Origin of the sequence: Gracilibacillus xinjiangensis (assembly GCF_042651765.1) — a bacterium.
Taxonomy (GTDB): Bacteria; Bacillota; Bacilli; order Bacillales; family Amphibacillaceae; genus Gracilibacillus; species Gracilibacillus xinjiangensis.
Genome location: NZ_JBHSDT010000008.1, coordinates 279,574 through 297,098, shown reverse-complemented (window position 1 = coordinate 297,098; position 17,525 = coordinate 279,574). Strand labels below are relative to the sequence as shown.

The window sequence follows — 17,525 nt, the reverse complement described above, 5'->3', positions numbered from 1 at the left end:
CTTCCTTAAATTAAATTCGTTGAAGCTATCCATTTTTCTGTCTCACGAATCCCTGCTTCTAAACTATAGGTTGGCTCCCAATCTAATAATTGCTTTGCCTTGGAATAATTACATAACAACTTAGGAATTTCGCTTTGTGGATGAATGTGTTCTACATGCTTCATACGACTTTCATCCTGCACAATCATTTTTGCTAACTCATTAATCGAAACATCTTTCCCTAAACCTGCGTTAATAACCTCACCATTGGCACTGTCGGAATATCCTGTTTCTACAACAAAACGGGCACAGTCTTCTACATACAGCAAGTCTCTTGTTTGTGTACCATCACCATAAATGGAAAGATCTTTTCCTGCTAATTTATTTTTAATAAATATGGCTACAACGCCGCCTTCTCCGCCTGTTTTCTGAAATGGTCCATATGTGTTAAATGGACGAATAACCGCTACAGGCAAATCATAGGCATAATAGTAAGATAAGACCATATTCTCTGCCGCTAACTTAGCGCCAGCATATGGGGAGGCAGGCTTTACAGCATTTTCTTCACTGATTCCCTTGTCATCATAAGCACGCTCGTAAACCATACATGTACTCATGAATACAAGTTTGACATTGTGCTTCCGGCATTGTTCTAATAAATTAAAAGTTCCGATAACATCATTGGCAAACGTCGTTTCTGGTTCATCGATACTATCTTGAACATTGATACTTGCTCCTAAGTGATAGCAAACAGCAAAATTGTTTGTGAATAGGTCTGCAAGTAATGATTGATCTTTTATATCACCTGCCGTTAATCCTTTGAAATTCGGATGCTGCTCAAATTCCATTAAATTCTCTCTTCTGCCATTCGATAAGTCATCAATTACCCATACAAGATGATTATCATCAAGTAACCTTTTGACAACCCACCTTCCTATAAAACCTGCACCACCTGTCACAAGTATGTTCAACATTGTCATCCTCTCTCAGATTCATTGATTTTTATTAGTTTATTAGGGAAAAGCCCGTATTATTCTTTTGAATATCCGGAGGCGGTATTTATCTAGATCTGCTTTATTGCAGTCATTTTCCTCTAATTGTTCAAAGCCGTATTTTTCGAAAATCGCCTGATAGTTTCTCGGGAATAACCGCCAGTTCGTCGTGTTTTCATCTTCAATCGTAATAATATATTCCCTGCTGATTCGTGCAATATGCTCAAAAACCCATTCACTGTCTGGATGGATATGTTCGAGAACTGCCATTGTAAAAACAAGATCATAGTGGTATGTTTTTACATTTTTAATCCAATCTTCTATTGGTGAATGGATCAGATTCATAGTTTTTGCTAGTTCAGGGAAAGTAGTTTGTAATTTTTCGACTGCTTGTTTACTAATCTCAATCCCTGTTAACTTTTTATAATTGTTTTGATATAATGTTTGCAAGTTTCTTCCGACATTACAGCCAAGTTCTAGTATTTGAGCATTGGGATGCACATATTTTTGTAAATATTCAAGAAGAAATTCACTTCTTTCCTGATGGATCAGGTAGGATTCCGGGGCACTTTTACGAACCCAGTAATTATGAACTTCCTCCATAGACTTCTTTTTATCAGTCATTTATCCTTCTCCTAACCATTATTGTTTTGTTAACCTTTCAATTAAATCTTTCAGCCTTTTGCCGGATGGTACGGCATTAGGGTAGGCATAGGCCAAGAATTGCTTTCTTTTCTCTTCTGCAAATCTTCTTTGTTTCTCCTCATTAAAATACCTTATGATTAATCTTGCCAAATTGTTAGGATCCTTCTGTATAAAAGGGCTAAAAGAATCATAATATCCCGAATATCCCGGAATCCTTGAATGCATAATAAAGCATGGCTTGCCAACTAACATTGCTTCAAGCGCTACTGTTGATGTATAGGAGACAACGGCATCAACGTGTGGTAAGATATCGTACAATTCTAAGGCTCTTGTTGAGTGAATAGCTGGATATTGTTTTACTAACGGATGTTGCTGGTTATTTTCGAAGTCCCGGATAATTAAATTGACATCTAATTCTTTGCTGATTCTATCAATCATTTGCTTCCATTTTTGTAAATTCCGGTTCTCGCGCACAATGAGCAGCAATGTTTTTTTCTTTGTATCGATTCCAAGCATGCTAGCAAATTTTATTTTTGAATATTTTGCTGAAGCAAATGCCTGATCAAAACGCGGGTGGCCAATAATTGCTAAACTATCTCGGTTAGCCCCTCTTTGCTGATACCAATTCACATCAATTTGACCATATAATGCATCAACTGTTGCAACTTTCGGGATATAGCCTAATTCGTTTCCGATAATGCCATGTTGCATGCAGACAGTTGGGATTCCGTTCTTCGCTGCAACAAATGCTACCACTCTCCCATAATGGTTGGGACTGGAAATAACAAAACAGCTAACTGGTACTGAGGCAATCATATGCTCCACCATTTCAATCAGATGGATGGTTGCATCAATTTTGACGCGAAACATATTTTGAAACATTTCTTCTTGATAAATGTCGTGCTTTTTATATTTTTTGAATAAATGATTTAATTGAATCATCAATTGCGTTCTAGGCGCTCTTATGTCATGCCTATAACTTGATAAATATTGGAAAGGAATACCCATTCTCTCGTAATATTTCGCATTATCCCTTTCCAGCTGACTTTTATCATCTTTGTTACTTGTAATCAGCAGCATTGTTTGTTTTTCGCTAAAGTACTTAGTGAAAGTCTCTTTAGGAAAACGTAGTAACCGATCGGCAACGAATACGATTTTCCCTTGTTTGGCTTTTTTACGACGACTTTTTGGCTTCAGTGATTGAACATATTGGTTAAAATCTTGCTGCACTTCTTTTGCTCCTACTTGTCTTTTCAGATTTTTGGTATATTGTTTCTCTGCAAGATTAATCCAAAGTTCCTTATGATTTCTAATTAAGCTGGGGAAATGGATAAGATAGGATAGAGAGTACCCTTTATAGTTAAGGGAATCGAAGTCCTTTAAATATTCCATAAAAATGGACCAATAATTGTTTGTATAAGTGTTCATCCAACTCTCCTCTCCCTTATCTTGTTAGTCGCTGAATAAGACCTGTCAATCGTTCCATTGATTTTTTTTCTGTATTATAAGCATATTGAAGAAATGCTAGTCGTTTTGCATCCGCCAGTTTCTTTGCAGAAGGATTTGTAAAATATTGAACGACTTGATTTGCTAATTCCCTTGTATTCTTTTGCATTAAATGATCCAGTCTTTGATAATAGGCCGTATTGCCATTAACATCTTTATCTAATATGAATACAGGTTTATTACTTATCATTGCTTCAAGTCCTACTGTGGATGGATAGGCAATCACTGCATCTACATTTGCGAAGATGTCATATAAATGATAATTCATCGTTGAGTGCACATGGGGAAATTCCTTTGTTAATTCATGTGGTGAACGGCTGGGATAGTTCTTTACCAAAATATTCAATGCGATGTTTTTGGAGAGTATTTGTATTAATTTCCGCCATTGCTCGATATCTTCCTGACCTCTTACGGCAATCATAACGGTTTTCCGTTTTGGATCCAGTCCTAATTTACTTTGGAAAACAGCTCGCTGCACTTTGGATTTCTGGAAAATCTGGTCAAAACGGGGATGACCAATAATTTCCACAGATCCTTCCGGTGCTCCATGCGTTAAAAACCAAGCTTTTTCATACTGTCCGTATACTGCATCAACTGTTGCTACTTTTGGTAAATAACCAAGCTCACTTGCAATAATTCCATGTTGCATACAGATTGACGGTATTCCTTTCGATGCTGCTACAACGGCCAATATCCGATTGACATAGCTATGGGTTGTAGAGACGACAACACATGAGACGGCAATGTGCTTAAGGAATCGTTGGGTAGCATCGATCTGAAGCATGACTACCTTCAAATTGTTTACTAACCATTTCTTAAACGCATTGTTACTATATAAATGATGTCCTTCATATTTTTTTAACAGTTTTACTGCTTCATTCTGAACAAGGGATATGTCTCTATCTATATTTCTGCCGTAATTATCCAGTGATAATGTAACCATTTTATTTGTCATTTTAAAATTGGCCGGGTGATTATTTTTCACTTTTGATTGATGAATCGTTACTGTATTTAGTGGAACTGCTTTTGAATTTTTCTTCGCCTGTTTTACTTCGGCAGTGGAAGCTGCCGGTTTACCTGATAGTTTTCCATTGGACAAAAGGATTGTTTGTTTTGGGTCGAAATGACTCATAATCGCAGGTGTTGTGAAACGCAGCAATTTATCAATATGAATCACTACTTTTCCTTTCACCTTGTTTGGCTGTTTTAATGTATGGGATTGAACAAACTGGTTGAATACCTTTTGAAAATCTTTTTGAAAATGTAGTTGATTCGTAATATTTTTACTATATTCCGGTTTTTTTAGTGTCTGAATCAGGTTGGTGTTCGGAAATAGATAACTTGGTAAATGACAAAAGTAAGGTAAAGAGTAACCTCGATAGATTAAGCCTTCAAAATCACGAATGAAATCAAGATACAGTGACCAATAATTTTTCTGAAAAGTATCCATCATTACCTCCTCACCTTTCACTTATATTAGCTGTGCTTCTTTTAAAATCCGCCTTAATTCATTGTATGGAATGGGCGGCTGATTGGCTGAACTATAGGTTGTTTGTTGCGCCCTTGTTGCATTCGGGTACGTAACTGACTTATCGTTCGGGATGATGAACATACCTGGTAATTCCCATGCAAATTGTGCTTCATCTGTTGTCATTAATTCTTCATACATTTTTTCACCAGGTCTTAAACCAGTTACTTCTATATTAATGCCATCTTTATTCATTCCGTGTTTCCCACAGGTTTCTTCAATTAGCAGATTGGCTAACTCGCCAAGTTTTACAACAGGCATTTTCAATACAAAGACCTCTCCACCTTTTGCTTCTTTCAGTGCATGGATCGTTAAATCTGTTGCTTGCTGTAATGTCATCATAAAGCGGGTCATCTCTAAATCGGTTACGGTGATTTTCTTCTGTTCAAGTATTTGTTCTTTAAAAAGCGGGATTACCGAGCCTCTTGAACCCATTACATTTCCAAACCGTACACTGGCAATAACCGTATGTGGATTGGAATCATTTGTTGCAATCATTCGCTCTGCTATTAATTTTGTAGCACCATAAGCATTGGTTGGGGAGATTGCTTTGTCTGTACTTGTGAAGACAACCTTTTTTACACGCTGTCTTGCTGCTGCTTTCATCACATGATCTGTTCCTAATACATTTGTTTTTACTGCCTCCATCGGGTTTTCTTCGCCTGTTTCCACCCGTTTCATTGCAGCCACATGAAAGACATAATCAATGGAATTCATTGCTTGAAGGACACGATCATAATCCCTAACATCGCCAATCATAAATTGCAGCTTCTTATCATGCGCAAAGGCTTCTTTCATTATATGTTGTTTATATTCATCCCGACTGAATAGACGAATCAGTTCAGGGTTCTCTTTCAGCAATTGTTTTGTAATGCTTGTACCTATTGTTCCAGTACCACCAATTACTAAAATTCTTTTTCCAGAAAAGTACACGGTTGCTCCCTCTTTCTCCTGACAAGATTTTCTAGTTTCACTGTATATGTATATTAGACTCAGGAAAAAGAGTTAACGACCCTGGCCTATAAATACCGCCCGTTTTTTCCATAGAATAAGTAAAAAATGGGAGAGGGGTACTATTCCTCTCCTGGATCTTTTTCATATTTTATTATTGGTAGATCTTCGTTCACTTTCTCTTGTGCATAGCCAAGTTGTTCTGGAGATAGAGCTGCCTGTTCGTCGATCACTTTTTCTTGTGCTGATTCTAAGTGTTCTTGAGCTGGCTCTTCGTTGATCCCTTTCTCTTGTACTGGTTCAAAAGATACTTCTGTCTCTTTTACAGGGGAAGTTGCTTCTAGTGGTGTTGTTAGTGTTTCCGGTTGCGGATCAGCCTTCTCTGCCGCAACTTCTGTTATCGTTGGCTCCACGTCTGCTTTCCCTTTGAAGCCATGGCTTGCTGATTGTTCCTTTTCCCTTGTTTCTCTCCTACTGTTATTTACTGTTTTCCCACTTCTACATGCTGGTTTTTCCATGCCAGAAGTTGGGCAATTTACTGATGGAAAAAGAACAGGACATTGGGCTGGTATAACTGGTGGTGGACATGGTGGCAAAGGGAGGGCTTCCCTTGGCTCACAGAATTCTGCGACAACTTCAATTGTTACTTCATGTGTCGATTGGATGCTTTGACACAGGCGAACCGTCACTGTTGCATTTATTTCATCCATTTCTGTAGTCGTTCCAGGTTCACAATTAACGTTACAAACAAAACAACTCACATCTGTAAGGTTAACAAGAATATCGGTTCCCTCTGGAGCACATAATATCACTTGTTCACAGCGAGTAAATGGCACTGTTCCAACCTCTATTGCTGTCCCGCCAAGTGTTGGGATTGTATCAACAAATAAGGTTACATTAAAATTTTTGCGAATTGTCACAAGTTGTAATGTTACTTCCTGATCATCAATCACGAAAAGCTGATCCTGACGATCTGCAACAAAAATCGGCTCCACCTCATCTGGTTCTACAACACAAGTAACTGTTTCAGGAAGAATATCCGTACATTCCAATTGAATACCTGTAGCCGGGTCTAATGGAAACTCCAGCCCAGTTACATTTAAATCGAAACTTGCTTCATTTATAACCCAGTCATACACTTTATCTGTCTGTATACAAAGTAACTCCTGGTTATTTTCTTCAAATTGAGACCGTAACATGTAATCACACCTCCATTCAAAATCCTTACACAAATAACCTATGTGATCAGTCCAAAAATGGTTAATCATCTTGATAGATTTCTCACATTTCTGGACGATTTCAATAGGATATAGAAAATGCTTTTTGAAAGGGGTATAATATTGGATCAGGAAATTAAAGATATGTTACTTTCTGTTGAAGAGATCAAATCAGAGATTCAATTTATTAGAGCAACGCTAAGTGAACTTGATACAGAGGATATTCTCACGAAAATGGAACCTTTTATCCATCGTATGGAAGAGGAGTTTCATATAATAAAAAAAGAAATGGAAAGACAGAACCTTTCCATTCAACAGTTAAAAGAAAGTCAAAACAGGCAACAATCTTCCTTCCATTCAAGTCATCCACATAGAAAGCGTTCCACTTACAGTATTCCATCAAGTAATGGGGCTAAGTTATTTTAACCGTTTTTCTTTATTGCCCATGCATTTATGAAGCCATACAATATAATAAACTATCAGTGTTGAAGGAGTTGATTTTTTTGAAGGCAAAAGAAATTTATCAAAATGTGAAAAGTAATTTTAAAAAATCTGATAAGCCTATTCCTCTTACAGCTTCTAACATAAAAAGAAAAGCAACAATTAAACGAAGCGGCGGCGGCTGTTGTATGAAAGGCTAACATGTTAGATGGTAGACATGATTTCCAATCCTGGTAATTTGACATCGTAATTCTGTCTCATTTAGTTGATTTAGTTTTTGAAAAAAAGAAAGAATTTCTTCTTTTGTTAAGGAAAAGTTTCTTTTTCTTTTTTTTATTCGTGAAAGCTGAACAGCTTCTTCTTTTATTATGATTTTCTTTAATGGTGGTGATAATGAAATTTGATTACATAAGGAGAGGATTGATTGATAGGAATAATTGGTTGTCGACCATTTAAAATCGTCCATTTCACTAACTTGCGGTTTAGGCAATTTTTCCCCATCAAAGACTTTTTGTATAAGAGTTATAACTTCTTTACTCGTTGTTGCAATTTGCCCTGATTGATTGGGCAGCTTTGGTTCCATTGTCTCGAATGGCACATAAGAGATGACAGGTCGATCCATTAAGGATGCCTCAATCCCTGAAGTACAACCATTATGAATGACTGATTTCGCTGCATATAACCATGGGATAATATTTCCTTCATGAATAACGTGTACATTGGAATATGGTTTAACCGCTTTGCGATAACTTGTAAAGCTCTCCCCGGGATGCGGCCTGATGATAACCGTTTTGTCTGGGAAATGCTCGGCAATCTCTTTAATCATTAATATAAATAAGTGATACAGTTTTTGAATATGCTTGTAATGAACCGTTTCTTTCATTCCTTTCGCCGTATTATATTGAGAGAATCGTGTATTGATTAACAGGAACTCTCCATATTGTTCAATCAGCTCATGCTTTTCTCGATCATACATCTTCCTATACTTCGGTGTTAAAAGGTCAAACCGGGGGTTTCCAGTAATATGAAGTTTTCCTGACAAGTCCGGATATGCAGCCAGAATTGTCTTGTATTGATGGCTCCCCCAGCAATATTCCTGGTCGACCAGATTCAATGATTGTTTTTGCATGCGATCCTGTATGTATAAATTTCTTTGGAAAATTAATCCTTCCTCATCCAATTCTACGATTTTATGATGATATTCCTTCGCATGTACGAGCACCCGTTTTCGAAAACCATGGGGCCCACCTTTAGAAAAAAAAATACCTTCAGGGTATGTTTCGCACAATTCTTCTACTCCAGGATGATCCCCAATAACTACTTGATAGCCCTGTTTCACTGCATAATAAGCAAGCAACAGCTTTGCATCACACTCTCTAACTTTCACTTCAATCGGTAAATAAAGCCATCGCACCCCCATTGTTATACCTTTCCTTCTAATGCTAGAATAATTTCTTCCAATTGCTTTTTCTGCTGAACCATGACATGATCCATTTTCGATTCAAGTTCAGCAGTATCATATGTCACTGACTGGGCCTGCCCCATTTGGGCAAACATGTATGTCAGGATCATCTGTAATGTCTGGTGATCCAAAAAAACAAAGCTACCATTTGCCTCCCCTTCGCTTTTGCCTATTTGCTTCTGGTAATCCATCATATAGTTGGCAATCAGCTGCTGGGCAAGTTCCTCCATATTACTCTTCTTCATAGAAATCCTCCTCCTCTACAATCGTTCCATTCAGATTAATTTGATTGATCGCATGGAGTCCTTCCTTTATCTCATCACCATAAACAAATCCTTGAATCGAACCATTATACGTCGTGTCAGAATTCCATTTCACTTGGAAATTGGTAAAAGATATAGTCTCCTTTGCCTCAATGGTTGTCTTTTTAGTTGGTCTTAACCAGAACTCTTCCTTATTTGTTGCCTCATTTACTCGTTCCCACGCATTAGCTAATTGCATCGGCTGTTTTGTATTGGGATAGATATATTTACCGGAAAACTCAAACAGTTCTGCGGGTTTCAGTTTTATACAAATCATTGGATTGGTAACAGGTTGATCACTAATGTTCTGAACATGGAAGGTGCCAAGAATGTAATTTTCCCTGTTAGCATGATGGGTAATTTGAATGGAGTACGTGAAGTATGGAATTAACTGTAATGGTTTTTCGATCCCTTCTATTAATGCTTGAATTCTCTCCAGATAAGATGTTTGCATTTCTTGCCATTCCATTAACTTTTTCTCCAATGACAAATTGCTCACCTCTTTCTATTTTTCTAATTGCATCCTTTTAATAAGGGGATTTTCTTGATCGATGGTTCTCTAAAATAAAAAAAATAAAGAGAGGGGTTTCCTCTCTTTATTATATGTCAGCCGCTTATCCGATATGACCTGCATTAGTTGGGAAAACCACTGGGCATTGTGCTGGCATTGTCGGTGCAGGGCATGGCGGGAATGGGAGAATATCACGTGGTTGACAGAATTCTGCAACAAGTTCTAATGTTACAGGATATGTTGACTTAATACTTTGACATAAGCGAACAGTTACTGTGACATCTATTTCATCAATTTCAGTTGTTGTTCCAGGGTCACAGCTTGCTGTACATACAAAGCAGTCTAAATCTGTGTAAGTGACGTCAATATCTGTTCCAGCTGGCGCACACAAGATTACTTGCTCACAACGAGTAAAAGGGACAGTTCCAAGTACAACTTGAGTACCACCAAGTGCTGGTACTAAATTAACAAAAATTGTGACGTCAAAATTTTTGCGGATATTCACGACTTGCAATGTTACCTCTTCACCATCAATAGTAAATACTTGGTCTTCACGGCCTGTTACAACAATTGGATCAACTTCAGCAGGATCAACAGCACATGTAACTGTATCTAAATCAATATCTTCACATTCTAATTGTGCTCCAGTTGCTGGATTTAACGGTAAGTCCAGGTTATTTAATGCTAAGTCAAATGTTGCTTCATTTAAAATCCAGTCATATACCTTCTCTGTGTTAATACAAAGAAGTTCCTGCCCTCCTGTTACATTTTTTGCTTGCATTATGCAAACACCTCCAAATAAGATTAATGTCCATATAGCCTATGACAACATGCAACAAAATGTTTTAGTTTAAGAGCGGAAATATCATGATATTTGTGAAGATGGGCGAATATCATACTATTAAAGAGCTCTCTCACTTACGCAACAACAACCATGACTGATCGTAGTGCAACTATGATATGTCCTTTGACTTATAATGATAAATGCTTGCCATTGACGGAAAACATAGCACATTTGTCACGATTTGATGTTTCACAAATATTATATTAATGTGCCATAAAAAGGGTGAATAACTATGTATCAATATAGGCTTTATAATGAAAATGAAATAGAGAAGTTAAGAAGTGATTTAGCGCGTTATAAGGAGTCTGCTTCAAACTTAGAAGATAAGAAAAATAATTTTCAGGAGTTATCCGTGCTTCAAGAGAAACTCGTCAAGTTAAAAGGAGAAATGAAAACAATGGAAGAATCTTATGAAAATAAAATCAGACGGAAAGAACAAGAGGAGCTGCAATGGTCCAGACAAATTCGTTCCTTAAATGATTCGATTAACCAACTCAAACAGGATGTTTCCTTAATCAAAGGAGAGGTCCGGGCAGCAAGAATGAAAGAGTTATTAACAAAAGTAGATCAGGTAATGATAAAATCAGAGCAGGATTTAGCAAAAGTAAAACAGGAAATCGGGTCACAGAAGAAGGAAATAAGCCAATTAAAAAGTACAATTGCTCCAACCAAGCAACGAAGGTCATATGGTTCAGAATACCGGCAATTACAAAACATGCTAGGTTCGGTCCAATCAACTGGGATGAGCAGGCAACAACAGGAACCAAAGCCGCCGAAAAGTGGTCCATCAGTACCTAACAAGCAACCCACCAGCAACAGTCAGCAGTCCATCCTTATACGAAATGGACAGAAAACCTTTTTTAGTGGGCGCATTGATGGCAGCAAAAATATTATTAACCGGCCAAAGAAAAAGAGAGAAGTCCAGCCAGAACAGACTGGATATACCACAGCAGAAAACCCAGAAATGAAATCTGCAATAAAGCAAAATGTGGAGACAATCACAACAAACCAGCATGCAACAGAATCAGCCAGGAAACACCAGGTTGATCAAATAGAAGCACTGCTTCAAGATAAAACTGCATTGGAACAAAATGCTGATCACGGAACAACAAATCAGCAAACAACAGAAGTAACGGAAAAGCAACCGATTGACAAGGTCGAAGCAAGACTTCCAGATGAATCAGCATTAAGGCAAAATCCTGATCAAGTCCCAACAGATCAGCAGACAACTGAGACAACCGGTAATGATCCTATTGATCAGAAAGGTGCAGTGTCTCCAGAAAATAAATCGGCATTAAGGCAAAATGCTGATCAGATCCCATTAGATCAGCCAACACCAGAATCAGCTGGGAAGCAACAGGTTGGTCAGACGAAAAGCATACAAAAAGACAAAGAAACAGAAATATCTATGGTTAATGAAGAAAAAAGTGTGATGCAAGTAGAAGAGAATAAGCAAGCTGTAGTAAAAACAAAAACACATTCCACACCGGAAAAACCTAGCCAGGAAAGTACAGATCATGCTGAAAAAAGCAACGAACTGATCATCGATGATAATACATTTATATCTCCACATAAACTTACAACAGAAACTCCAAAAACGAACAGTTTACCGACTAATGAACCGGAGTCTGATCATTCACTTAATGAAACAAAAGAAACTCCATCCGGATGGAAGAAGACTTGGCTGATGGCAAAATCATTTTTAGGCAAATCGAAAGATTAAGTTGGCAGTATAGTATGATTTTATCGGCAAAAATGAAAGAAACTTAGATTTACCATTCTAATATATTGCCGATAGACTAGAGGGGATCTTGAGGCTGTTTAACATTCCTTATTACCCCCCCTCTTGTCTCCATCTCACTAAGCATACTATCCTCTCATGACTCTGCAAATACACACTTACCATAATGTCATCTCTTCATTCGTTACATCTATCATTAGCGGATAGGCGGCAATCATTGTAAGTAAACCTATGATCAGGAGCAAGCAGACACCAAGGATCGATGCACCATTTATTGCTAGAATAAACATAGAAAATGGCAGCATGAGATTGAGGAGACCTGCTTTTTTCTTTGATTTTTTTGTTAGGTACTGTGTCTTATTACAGTTTGGGCATGTCATTCCACTGTCAAGTGTAAAAGACTTCTTTACGGTTTCTTTCCATGTCCATTGGTGTTTGCATTTTTGACAAGTTGGCATGGCAAAGCTCCTTTCCCTATCCTATTCGTCATCCGCAAACAATTCATTCAGAAATTTCTCCCGGTGCTGCAAAAAATATTTGGTTACACGATAATGATCGGTTTCTTCATACTCAACTGGTTCAATCATGCCATTATCGAAGGACAATATCATGGCATCAGGATAACCTAGTAATATAGGCGAATGGGTTGCTATAATAAACTGACACTCTTGATTTCTACTAAGGTCATGTAAAATTCGCAAAAAGGTAAACTGGCGATTTGGTGATAATGCTGCTTCTGGCTCGTCCAAAAGATAGATAGCTTTTCCCCTGAATCGATTCAGGAACAAGGACAAAAACGATTCCCCATGTGATTGGTGATGTAATGATTTTCCGCCATATGCTGCATATGGTTTCATTGCTTCTGCCTCAACTTGATCAAGGTGTGTTGCAAAATTGTAAAATGATTCCGCTCTTAAGAAAAATCCGTTTGTCACTTTTGGTAACCATGCTAAACGAATATAATCCCCTAAATCTGATGCGGCGGAATCGACTTGATATAGATTATTTCTCCCGCCACCAGCTGTATTAAATTCACATTTATCCGCAATTGCCTCAAGTAATGTTGATTTTCCTGTTCCATTTTCACCAATAAAAAATGTGACAGGCTTTGTTATTTCTAATTCGTGAAATTGCCTGATCGCAGGGATAGAAAAAGGATAGGAGGAAAAAGAATCAATTTTCTCCCTTTGCAATTGAATATTCCGCAAAAACAAACGATCACTTCCTTGCAATAATCAGGAACCGTTTTTCATTTGTTCGGATCCCTTTGTCTGTTTGATACCGGTGAATGAATGTATTGAAATTCTTATCGTCCGTTTCGTTTTTTCCGAAGTTAGGAATAATTGGTGCATGCTCAAGTAAAAACAGCAGGTCTTCTGCCCGTTGATAGTATTCTGTCGCATTATAGTCATATGCATGAATCTCTGTGAAACCAGCCTTTTCAAGTTCTGCAACATACCGTTGTTTTAGTTTCCCATCATTTTCTTCGACGTTTTGAGCAATGCCAAATGTTTCTTTCACGTTTAATTTGTCCGCTTCACTGACTTGTTGTGTTAAGAAAATACCATCATCTGCTAACATTCTAGCAACTTCTTCCATATCAAACGGCGCGTGGCGACTTATGATACAGTGGAAGAATTGTGCCGGAAATTTAAGGTGTTCTGCTGCCATGTTAAAGAAGCGCACATTGTTTACTCCAGCGTTTACTGCACTCTCGGACGCCTTCTCGATCATACTGGGAGACTGATCAATACCGACAAGCAAATGAAAATCTTCCGCTAATTTTATCAAATTTTCCCCACTGCCTGTACCAATATCTAAAAGGATATCTGTTTTCTTACAATGTTTTTTCACTTCTTCATAGAAATCCCATTTCTGCCCTTCTGCTGTCACTTGGAGCTGGTTAAAATTCCAGCCAATTTTCTTACCGATTTTATTATAAAAATCTAACTCATTCATTTCTTTCCCCCTCTCTTTCCTCTATATACCATCATGTAACTCGTTACGGATTTTTTCAAAAAAGACTAGTTGAAGCTGGTCGTTCATTTTCCTTTCATGGGTAATGGAAAAGCCATTCTTTTCATAAAATCGAGTGGCAGGCAGATTTCCCTTCCCTGTGGAAACTGTATATTTATGTATTTGATTGTTCTCAGTGACACTATCTAACAGCTGTTGGGCAATTCCCTTATTAAAAGATGAGGGATGGACCATTAACCGATGGATATCAAGCACTTGGTCCTCGATTTTAAAAGAAATCGCGCCACATAAATTTCCGTTAATAAAACAACCATAGAATATTTCTTTACATTGTTGCAAACTCTCCACCGTATCTTGCAGTGGTGGTAACTTATTATATGAAATAATTTCAGCTTCTACCATGTATGATGCGATCTGAACAGACAAAACCTCTGTTGCTGTCTGATATGCCGTGATGTCAAGTTTTTTTATCATATTTATCTTCCTTTATTTTTGATTAAAATAAGCGAAACATCTTGAACATTTTATTCGTACAATTAATTGGAGGTGGTAGTATGAAAAGAAAAACAAAAACAATCATTGGTCTTCTATCCAGCTGCGTCTTATCTTTACTTGGATGCTATTACATACTGACAGGGATACCGGATGGTATGTTAAGATATATTCCGTACATTTTTGCTGGTGGCGGGTTCATTGGTGCAATCGGAAATGTATTCGTATTAATAAGAGATTGAAATTCCCAGTCTTACTTTTTATGTTGGGAATATTTATTATTGCCAGGTAACTTTTTGATATGATTCCATGCAGCAATAGCATCTTCCCTGGTTTTTGCATGATTAGCCTTATCCTCAAAAAAGTCACGGATGAACTGATTGTACTCAAATTGTGGTCCAATTTCTTTTTTATAGGAAGGATCTTTCTTTCGCTCTTTTTCTTTATTCCATTCCTCTACCACATCACGGTAAGTCTTCCCAGCATTTTGTTTGAAATAATTTTGGATGTGTGTGGAAAAATGAAAGTTGGGAATGAGTGACTGAAAAAAAGCTCTGACTTGCTGGCTGCAGCGATGATTTTCGGCAATGATCGTATCAAGGCTAAGCTCCGTATTACTGGAAGATATAGCAACTCTCGTTTTTCTCGCAGGCTTTTTTCTTTCCCCTGTCTTCAAGAATGTTACAATTCGATCAGCAATTTCTACTTTAGAGCCAGCAGCACTTATTCCATGCTCACGACAAAATTGCTGCAATTCTTTTTTTAACCAGTAATATTCCTGGAAATCTTCTACTTTTATTGTTTTCGTTAAATTTGGCCTCATTGACATAACCTCACATTTCAAAGAACAGTTGTTCTTATTCTAAATGATATAGCATAATTTTACAATAACTAATTATTCCAGGATCTTCCGAATAAAAATGCCTCCACAACAGTTTATCCCTACTGTTTTTTAATAATTTCTTCTTGTATTCTTTTCCCCTTTTCCCCCGGTATGTTTTACAACCATCTTATCATAATATTGGTAATCATTTGCCTAATTTTTGGGTTTTCGATAAAATCTACATGAAGTCATCATGGCTTAGCCATACTAATCCTAAATAAGATGGAGGAGTGTGAAAAATGACGGGCAAACAAAACTTTTTTCTCGTGTTCAATGTCATGTTAACAATCATTTTGCTGATTCTTACGATCATACATGACCGGAAAGTGACTGGCGGTAGCTTAAAAATGAACAATCCCCTGTAAATGAACTGCAATAAATGGTATAATCAGTAAAAAGAACTCGGAGTGATTTTCCATGAATCAATCTAAAACATTAAGAAAATCTGCAACTGATCGTTCGCTCCACGGTGTTTGTGGTGGAATTGCAGAATTTCTTGGGGTCTCTTCCTTTTTTGTTCGAGTAATTTTCCTTTTTATACCCGCATGTTTGCTTATTTATATTATCCTTGCTAATACGCTTCCGGACAGTCCGGAAAGATTGTCCTGACTAATAATGTTACCTATTTTAGATGCGAAAACGAAAGGATAGAGGAACAGGAATAACATCCTGGTCCTCTATCCTTTTTGTACTTTTATTGCACCAACTGGGTAGTAATGGGATTGGATTGATATGCCTCTCCCTAGAACATCAAAGCAATTTGGCAAATATTCTATTACCATTACAGTAAAATTATGGTACAATATAAAATCTAACTTACCCGGTTGGGATGGTGTTCGATGTTTATTCGGAATTCCGTAAAGGCGATTATCCGCCATGGAAAACAAGCTTTTACTTATAAAGAATAAAGAATGATGGCTGATGGCTATTTTTACCTTTCCCCTTGCGGGGGAAAGAACATGGAGAAATTTTGTGTGAAGCTTAAATGATATCAATTAGCGGGATACCAATTCTTTTAAAAGAGGTTTTATATGTGGATTTTATTACAGAAAAACTAATACTTATTGCATTGTTTATATTAATCATTCATTCTATTGAGACACTTGCTTATGCTGTAAGGTTATCAGGTGCGAGAGTGAAATTAATTGCATCAGCACTTTCTCTGTTTAATGTGATGGTGATGGTATCAAGATTAGCAAATATGATGCAGCAGCCTTTTACTGGCAACTTAATTGATAAAGCCCCTGAACAAAATACACTGGAATTGGTGGAAGCTCAGTTCCGATTTATCATCGGTGCATCGACAGTAGGAACAGCAATTGGTATCCTTCTTCTTCCAACATTTATTTCCGTGTTTTCAAGGGCAATCATTCATTTATCAGAAGAGCGGGGATCCGTTCCCTCCTTAATAAAAAGAATTTTTTCATTTTTTTACATAAAACAAGGTTTAACTCATTTTAGTTTACCTAAGTTTTCCTACTTAAAGAATACAAAAATTAAAGATATACCCATTCGATTGTTTCTAGTAAATGTGGTAATTACGGCCATTTACACTATTGGTGTATTATCTGCATTGTACTCTGCCTTGTTATCACCAAGCAGTGGCTATACTTCTGCCATGGCTTCAGGTCTTATTAATGGAATTGCTACCATTTTGCTGGTAATTTTCATTGACCCTAAAATATCTGTTATGGCAGACGATGTAGTAAATCAGAGAGGAGATTACCAACAACTTAAAAATATCTCCATCATGATGGTAGCTTCTCGGTTATTAGGAACATTACTAGCCCAATTACTGTTTATCCCCGGTGCCCATTATATTGCATGGTTTTCTAAACTTATTTTAAATTTCTGATCATTATTATCGTTTCTCCGTATTAATTTTACTATGCAGAACACTTTCAACCCCTTCGCTATAGAAAAAGACGATCACTCATTTGATCGTCCTCTTTCGTTGCATTTATAAAATTTTAATGGTTTGTTCCATTGGTCCTCATAACGGATAGGAAGAGTATTCATTTGTTCTTATTCCTTCAGGCCTACAACAAAACGTG

General features: G+C 37.2%; 23 protein-coding genes. 7 read left to right on the top strand and 16 right to left on the bottom strand.

Annotated features, from left to right (window positions below; all coding sequences use genetic code 11):
- Positions 1-5 precede the first annotated feature (5 nt).
- The 6 genes from ACFOY7_RS12625 to ACFOY7_RS12600 all read right to left on the bottom strand — a co-directional run bounded on the left by ACFOY7_RS12625 (position 6) and on the right by ACFOY7_RS12600 (position 6,800).
- Entirely contained in the window at positions 6-950 is a 945-nt protein-coding gene (locus tag ACFOY7_RS12625) for a dTDP-glucose 4,6-dehydratase (protein WP_390254087.1), read from the bottom strand.
- Between the two features lie 42 nt (positions 951-992).
- Positions 993-1,595: a class I SAM-dependent methyltransferase gene (locus ACFOY7_RS12620; protein ID WP_390252452.1), complete on the bottom strand. Its 603-nt coding sequence runs from the start codon at positions 1,593-1,595 to the stop codon at positions 993-995.
- Positions 1,596-1,613: 18 nt separating this feature from the next.
- Positions 1,614-3,044 carry a hypothetical protein gene (locus ACFOY7_RS12615; RefSeq protein ID WP_390252451.1) on the bottom strand — a complete coding sequence of 477 codons (1,431 nt, stop codon included), beginning with the start codon at positions 3,042-3,044 and terminating at the stop codon, positions 1,614-1,616.
- Between the two features lie 16 nt (positions 3,045-3,060).
- The gene (locus ACFOY7_RS12610) at positions 3,061-4,572 is read right to left on the bottom strand and encodes a hypothetical protein (protein WP_390252450.1); all 1,512 of its coding nucleotides are present in this window, start codon (positions 4,570-4,572) and stop codon (positions 3,061-3,063) included.
- A 21-nt stretch (positions 4,573-4,593) separates the two neighbouring features.
- A complete protein-coding gene (locus ACFOY7_RS12605) occupies positions 4,594-5,583 on the bottom strand; it encodes an SDR family NAD(P)-dependent oxidoreductase (RefSeq protein WP_390252449.1) in 990 nt (329 codons plus the stop codon).
- A 140-nt stretch (positions 5,584-5,723) separates the two neighbouring features.
- Positions 5,724-6,800: a BMQ_0737 family morphogenetic spore coat protein gene (locus ACFOY7_RS12600; protein WP_390252448.1), complete on the bottom strand. Its 1,077-nt coding sequence runs from the start codon at positions 6,798-6,800 to the stop codon at positions 5,724-5,726.
- A gap of 141 nt (positions 6,801-6,941) precedes the next feature.
- Here ACFOY7_RS12600 and ACFOY7_RS12595 point away from each other — a divergent pair, with 141 nt between their 5' ends.
- Both ACFOY7_RS12595 and ACFOY7_RS12590 read left to right on the top strand, forming a co-directional pair.
- The gene (locus ACFOY7_RS12595; protein WP_390252447.1) at positions 6,942-7,244 is read left to right on the top strand and encodes a hypothetical protein; all 303 of its coding nucleotides are present in this window, start codon (positions 6,942-6,944) and stop codon (positions 7,242-7,244) included.
- A gap of 77 nt (positions 7,245-7,321) precedes the next feature.
- Positions 7,322-7,459, top strand: a complete 138-nt coding sequence (locus ACFOY7_RS12590; protein WP_390252446.1) for a hypothetical protein — start codon at positions 7,322-7,324, stop codon at positions 7,457-7,459.
- On the opposite strand, the gene ACFOY7_RS12585 is transcribed toward ACFOY7_RS12590, so the two are convergent.
- From ACFOY7_RS12585 to ACFOY7_RS12570, 4 genes are all read right to left on the bottom strand, one after another.
- A complete protein-coding gene (locus ACFOY7_RS12585; RefSeq protein ID WP_390252445.1) occupies positions 7,456-8,679 on the bottom strand; it encodes a surface carbohydrate biosynthesis protein in 1,224 nt (407 codons plus the stop codon). The genes ACFOY7_RS12590 and ACFOY7_RS12585 overlap by 4 nt on opposite strands.
- Positions 8,680-8,681: 2 nt before the next feature.
- Entirely contained in the window at positions 8,682-8,966 is a 285-nt protein-coding gene (locus tag ACFOY7_RS12580) for a hypothetical protein (protein WP_390252444.1), read from the bottom strand.
- Complete coding sequence (locus tag ACFOY7_RS12575) at positions 8,953-9,492, bottom strand: hypothetical protein (RefSeq protein WP_390252443.1); 540 nt, start codon at positions 9,490-9,492, stop codon at positions 8,953-8,955. Before ACFOY7_RS12575 ends, ACFOY7_RS12580 begins: the two co-directional genes overlap by 14 nt.
- 145 nt (positions 9,493-9,637) lie before the next feature.
- Complete coding sequence (locus ACFOY7_RS12570; protein ID WP_390252442.1) at positions 9,638-10,315, bottom strand: BMQ_0737 family morphogenetic spore coat protein; 678 nt, start codon at positions 10,313-10,315, stop codon at positions 9,638-9,640.
- A 295-nt stretch (positions 10,316-10,610) separates the two neighbouring features.
- Here ACFOY7_RS12570 and ACFOY7_RS12565 point away from each other — a divergent pair, with 295 nt between their 5' ends.
- A complete protein-coding gene (locus tag ACFOY7_RS12565; RefSeq protein ID WP_390252441.1) occupies positions 10,611-12,101 on the top strand; it encodes a hypothetical protein in 1,491 nt (496 codons plus the stop codon).
- 176 nt (positions 12,102-12,277) lie between these two features.
- On the opposite strand, the gene ACFOY7_RS12560 is transcribed toward ACFOY7_RS12565, so the two are convergent.
- From ACFOY7_RS12560 to ACFOY7_RS12545, 4 genes are read right to left on the bottom strand one after another with little or no spacing between them, the layout of a single operon-like run.
- Positions 12,278-12,577: a TIGR04104 family putative zinc finger protein gene (locus ACFOY7_RS12560; protein ID WP_390252440.1), complete on the bottom strand. Its 300-nt coding sequence runs from the start codon at positions 12,575-12,577 to the stop codon at positions 12,278-12,280.
- Positions 12,578-12,598: 21 nt separating this feature from the next.
- Positions 12,599-13,333, bottom strand: a complete 735-nt coding sequence (locus tag ACFOY7_RS12555; RefSeq protein WP_390254085.1) for an AAA family ATPase — start codon at positions 13,331-13,333, stop codon at positions 12,599-12,601.
- Positions 13,334-13,337: 4 nt separating this feature from the next.
- On the bottom strand, positions 13,338-14,078 hold the full coding sequence (locus ACFOY7_RS12550) for a class I SAM-dependent methyltransferase (RefSeq protein WP_390252439.1): 741 nt from the start codon (positions 14,076-14,078) through the stop codon (positions 13,338-13,340).
- 21 nt (positions 14,079-14,099) lie between these two features.
- Positions 14,100-14,570: a GNAT family N-acetyltransferase gene (locus tag ACFOY7_RS12545; protein WP_390252438.1), complete on the bottom strand. Its 471-nt coding sequence runs from the start codon at positions 14,568-14,570 to the stop codon at positions 14,100-14,102.
- Between the two features lie 80 nt (positions 14,571-14,650).
- On the opposite strand from ACFOY7_RS12545, the gene ACFOY7_RS12540 reads away from it, so the two are divergent.
- Entirely contained in the window at positions 14,651-14,830 is a 180-nt protein-coding gene (locus ACFOY7_RS12540; protein WP_390252436.1) for a hypothetical protein, read from the top strand.
- 11 nt (positions 14,831-14,841) lie between these two features.
- On the opposite strand, the gene ACFOY7_RS12535 is transcribed toward ACFOY7_RS12540, so the two are convergent.
- Complete coding sequence (locus tag ACFOY7_RS12535; RefSeq protein WP_390252434.1) at positions 14,842-15,411, bottom strand: DUF6434 domain-containing protein; 570 nt, start codon at positions 15,409-15,411, stop codon at positions 14,842-14,844.
- A gap of 299 nt (positions 15,412-15,710) precedes the next feature.
- On the opposite strand from ACFOY7_RS12535, the gene ACFOY7_RS12530 reads away from it, so the two are divergent.
- Positions 15,711-15,836 carry a hypothetical protein gene (locus ACFOY7_RS12530; protein WP_390252432.1) on the top strand — a complete coding sequence of 42 codons (126 nt, stop codon included), beginning with the start codon at positions 15,711-15,713 and terminating at the stop codon, positions 15,834-15,836.
- A gap of 52 nt (positions 15,837-15,888) precedes the next feature.
- Positions 15,889-16,080 (top strand): PspC domain-containing protein, encoded by a 192-nt coding sequence (locus ACFOY7_RS12525; RefSeq protein WP_390252429.1) that lies wholly within the window; start codon positions 15,889-15,891, stop codon positions 16,078-16,080.
- Positions 16,081-16,148: 68 nt separating this feature from the next.
- Here the strand turns inward: ACFOY7_RS12525 and ACFOY7_RS12520 are convergent, their stop codons facing one another.
- On the bottom strand, positions 16,149-16,349 hold the full coding sequence (locus ACFOY7_RS12520) for a hypothetical protein (protein WP_390252428.1): 201 nt from the start codon (positions 16,347-16,349) through the stop codon (positions 16,149-16,151).
- 155 nt (positions 16,350-16,504) lie between these two features.
- On the opposite strand from ACFOY7_RS12520, the gene ACFOY7_RS12515 reads away from it, so the two are divergent.
- Positions 16,505-17,326, top strand: a complete 822-nt coding sequence (locus ACFOY7_RS12515) for a lipid II flippase Amj family protein (protein WP_390254083.1) — start codon at positions 16,505-16,507, stop codon at positions 17,324-17,326.
- Positions 17,327-17,525 lie beyond the last annotated feature (199 nt).

Excerpts from the sequence above, each read along its gene's own strand:
- ACFOY7_RS12620 (WP_390252452.1), bottom strand. The coding sequence starts at position 1,595 with ATGACTGATAAAAAGAAGTCTATGGAGGAAGTTCATAATTACTGGGTT.
- ACFOY7_RS12615 (WP_390252451.1), bottom strand. The coding sequence starts at position 3,044 with ATGAACACTTATACAAACAATTATTGGTCCATTTTTATGGAATATTTA.
- ACFOY7_RS12610 (WP_390252450.1), bottom strand. The coding sequence starts at position 4,572 with ATGGATACTTTTCAGAAAAATTATTGGTCACTGTATCTTGATTTCATT.
- ACFOY7_RS12600 (WP_390252448.1), bottom strand. The coding sequence starts at position 6,800 with ATGTTACGGTCTCAATTTGAAGAAAATAACCAGGAGTTACTTTGTATA.
- ACFOY7_RS12585 (WP_390252445.1), bottom strand. The coding sequence starts at position 8,679 with ATGGGGGTGCGATGGCTTTATTTACCGATTGAAGTGAAAGTTAGAGAG.
- ACFOY7_RS12580 (WP_390252444.1), bottom strand. The coding sequence starts at position 8,966 with ATGAAGAAGAGTAATATGGAGGAACTTGCCCAGCAGCTGATTGCCAAC.
- ACFOY7_RS12575 (WP_390252443.1), bottom strand. The coding sequence starts at position 9,492 with ATGGAATGGCAAGAAATGCAAACATCTTATCTGGAGAGAATTCAAGCA.
- ACFOY7_RS12570 (WP_390252442.1), bottom strand. The coding sequence starts at position 10,315 with ATGCAAGCAAAAAATGTAACAGGAGGGCAGGAACTTCTTTGTATTAAC.
- ACFOY7_RS12565 (WP_390252441.1), top strand. The coding sequence starts at position 10,611 with ATGTATCAATATAGGCTTTATAATGAAAATGAAATAGAGAAGTTAAGA.
- ACFOY7_RS12560 (WP_390252440.1), bottom strand. The coding sequence starts at position 12,577 with ATGCCAACTTGTCAAAAATGCAAACACCAATGGACATGGAAAGAAACC.
- ACFOY7_RS12550 (WP_390252439.1), bottom strand. The coding sequence starts at position 14,078 with ATGAATGAGTTAGATTTTTATAATAAAATCGGTAAGAAAATTGGCTGG.
- ACFOY7_RS12545 (WP_390252438.1), bottom strand. The coding sequence starts at position 14,570 with ATGATAAAAAAACTTGACATCACGGCATATCAGACAGCAACAGAGGTT.
- ACFOY7_RS12540 (WP_390252436.1), top strand. The coding sequence starts at position 14,651 with ATGAAAAGAAAAACAAAAACAATCATTGGTCTTCTATCCAGCTGCGTC.
- ACFOY7_RS12535 (WP_390252434.1), bottom strand. The coding sequence starts at position 15,411 with ATGAGGCCAAATTTAACGAAAACAATAAAAGTAGAAGATTTCCAGGAA.
- ACFOY7_RS12530 (WP_390252432.1), top strand. The coding sequence starts at position 15,711 with ATGACGGGCAAACAAAACTTTTTTCTCGTGTTCAATGTCATGTTAACA.
- ACFOY7_RS12525 (WP_390252429.1), top strand. The coding sequence starts at position 15,889 with ATGAATCAATCTAAAACATTAAGAAAATCTGCAACTGATCGTTCGCTC.
- ACFOY7_RS12520 (WP_390252428.1), bottom strand. The coding sequence starts at position 16,349 with ATGGCGGATAATCGCCTTTACGGAATTCCGAATAAACATCGAACACCA.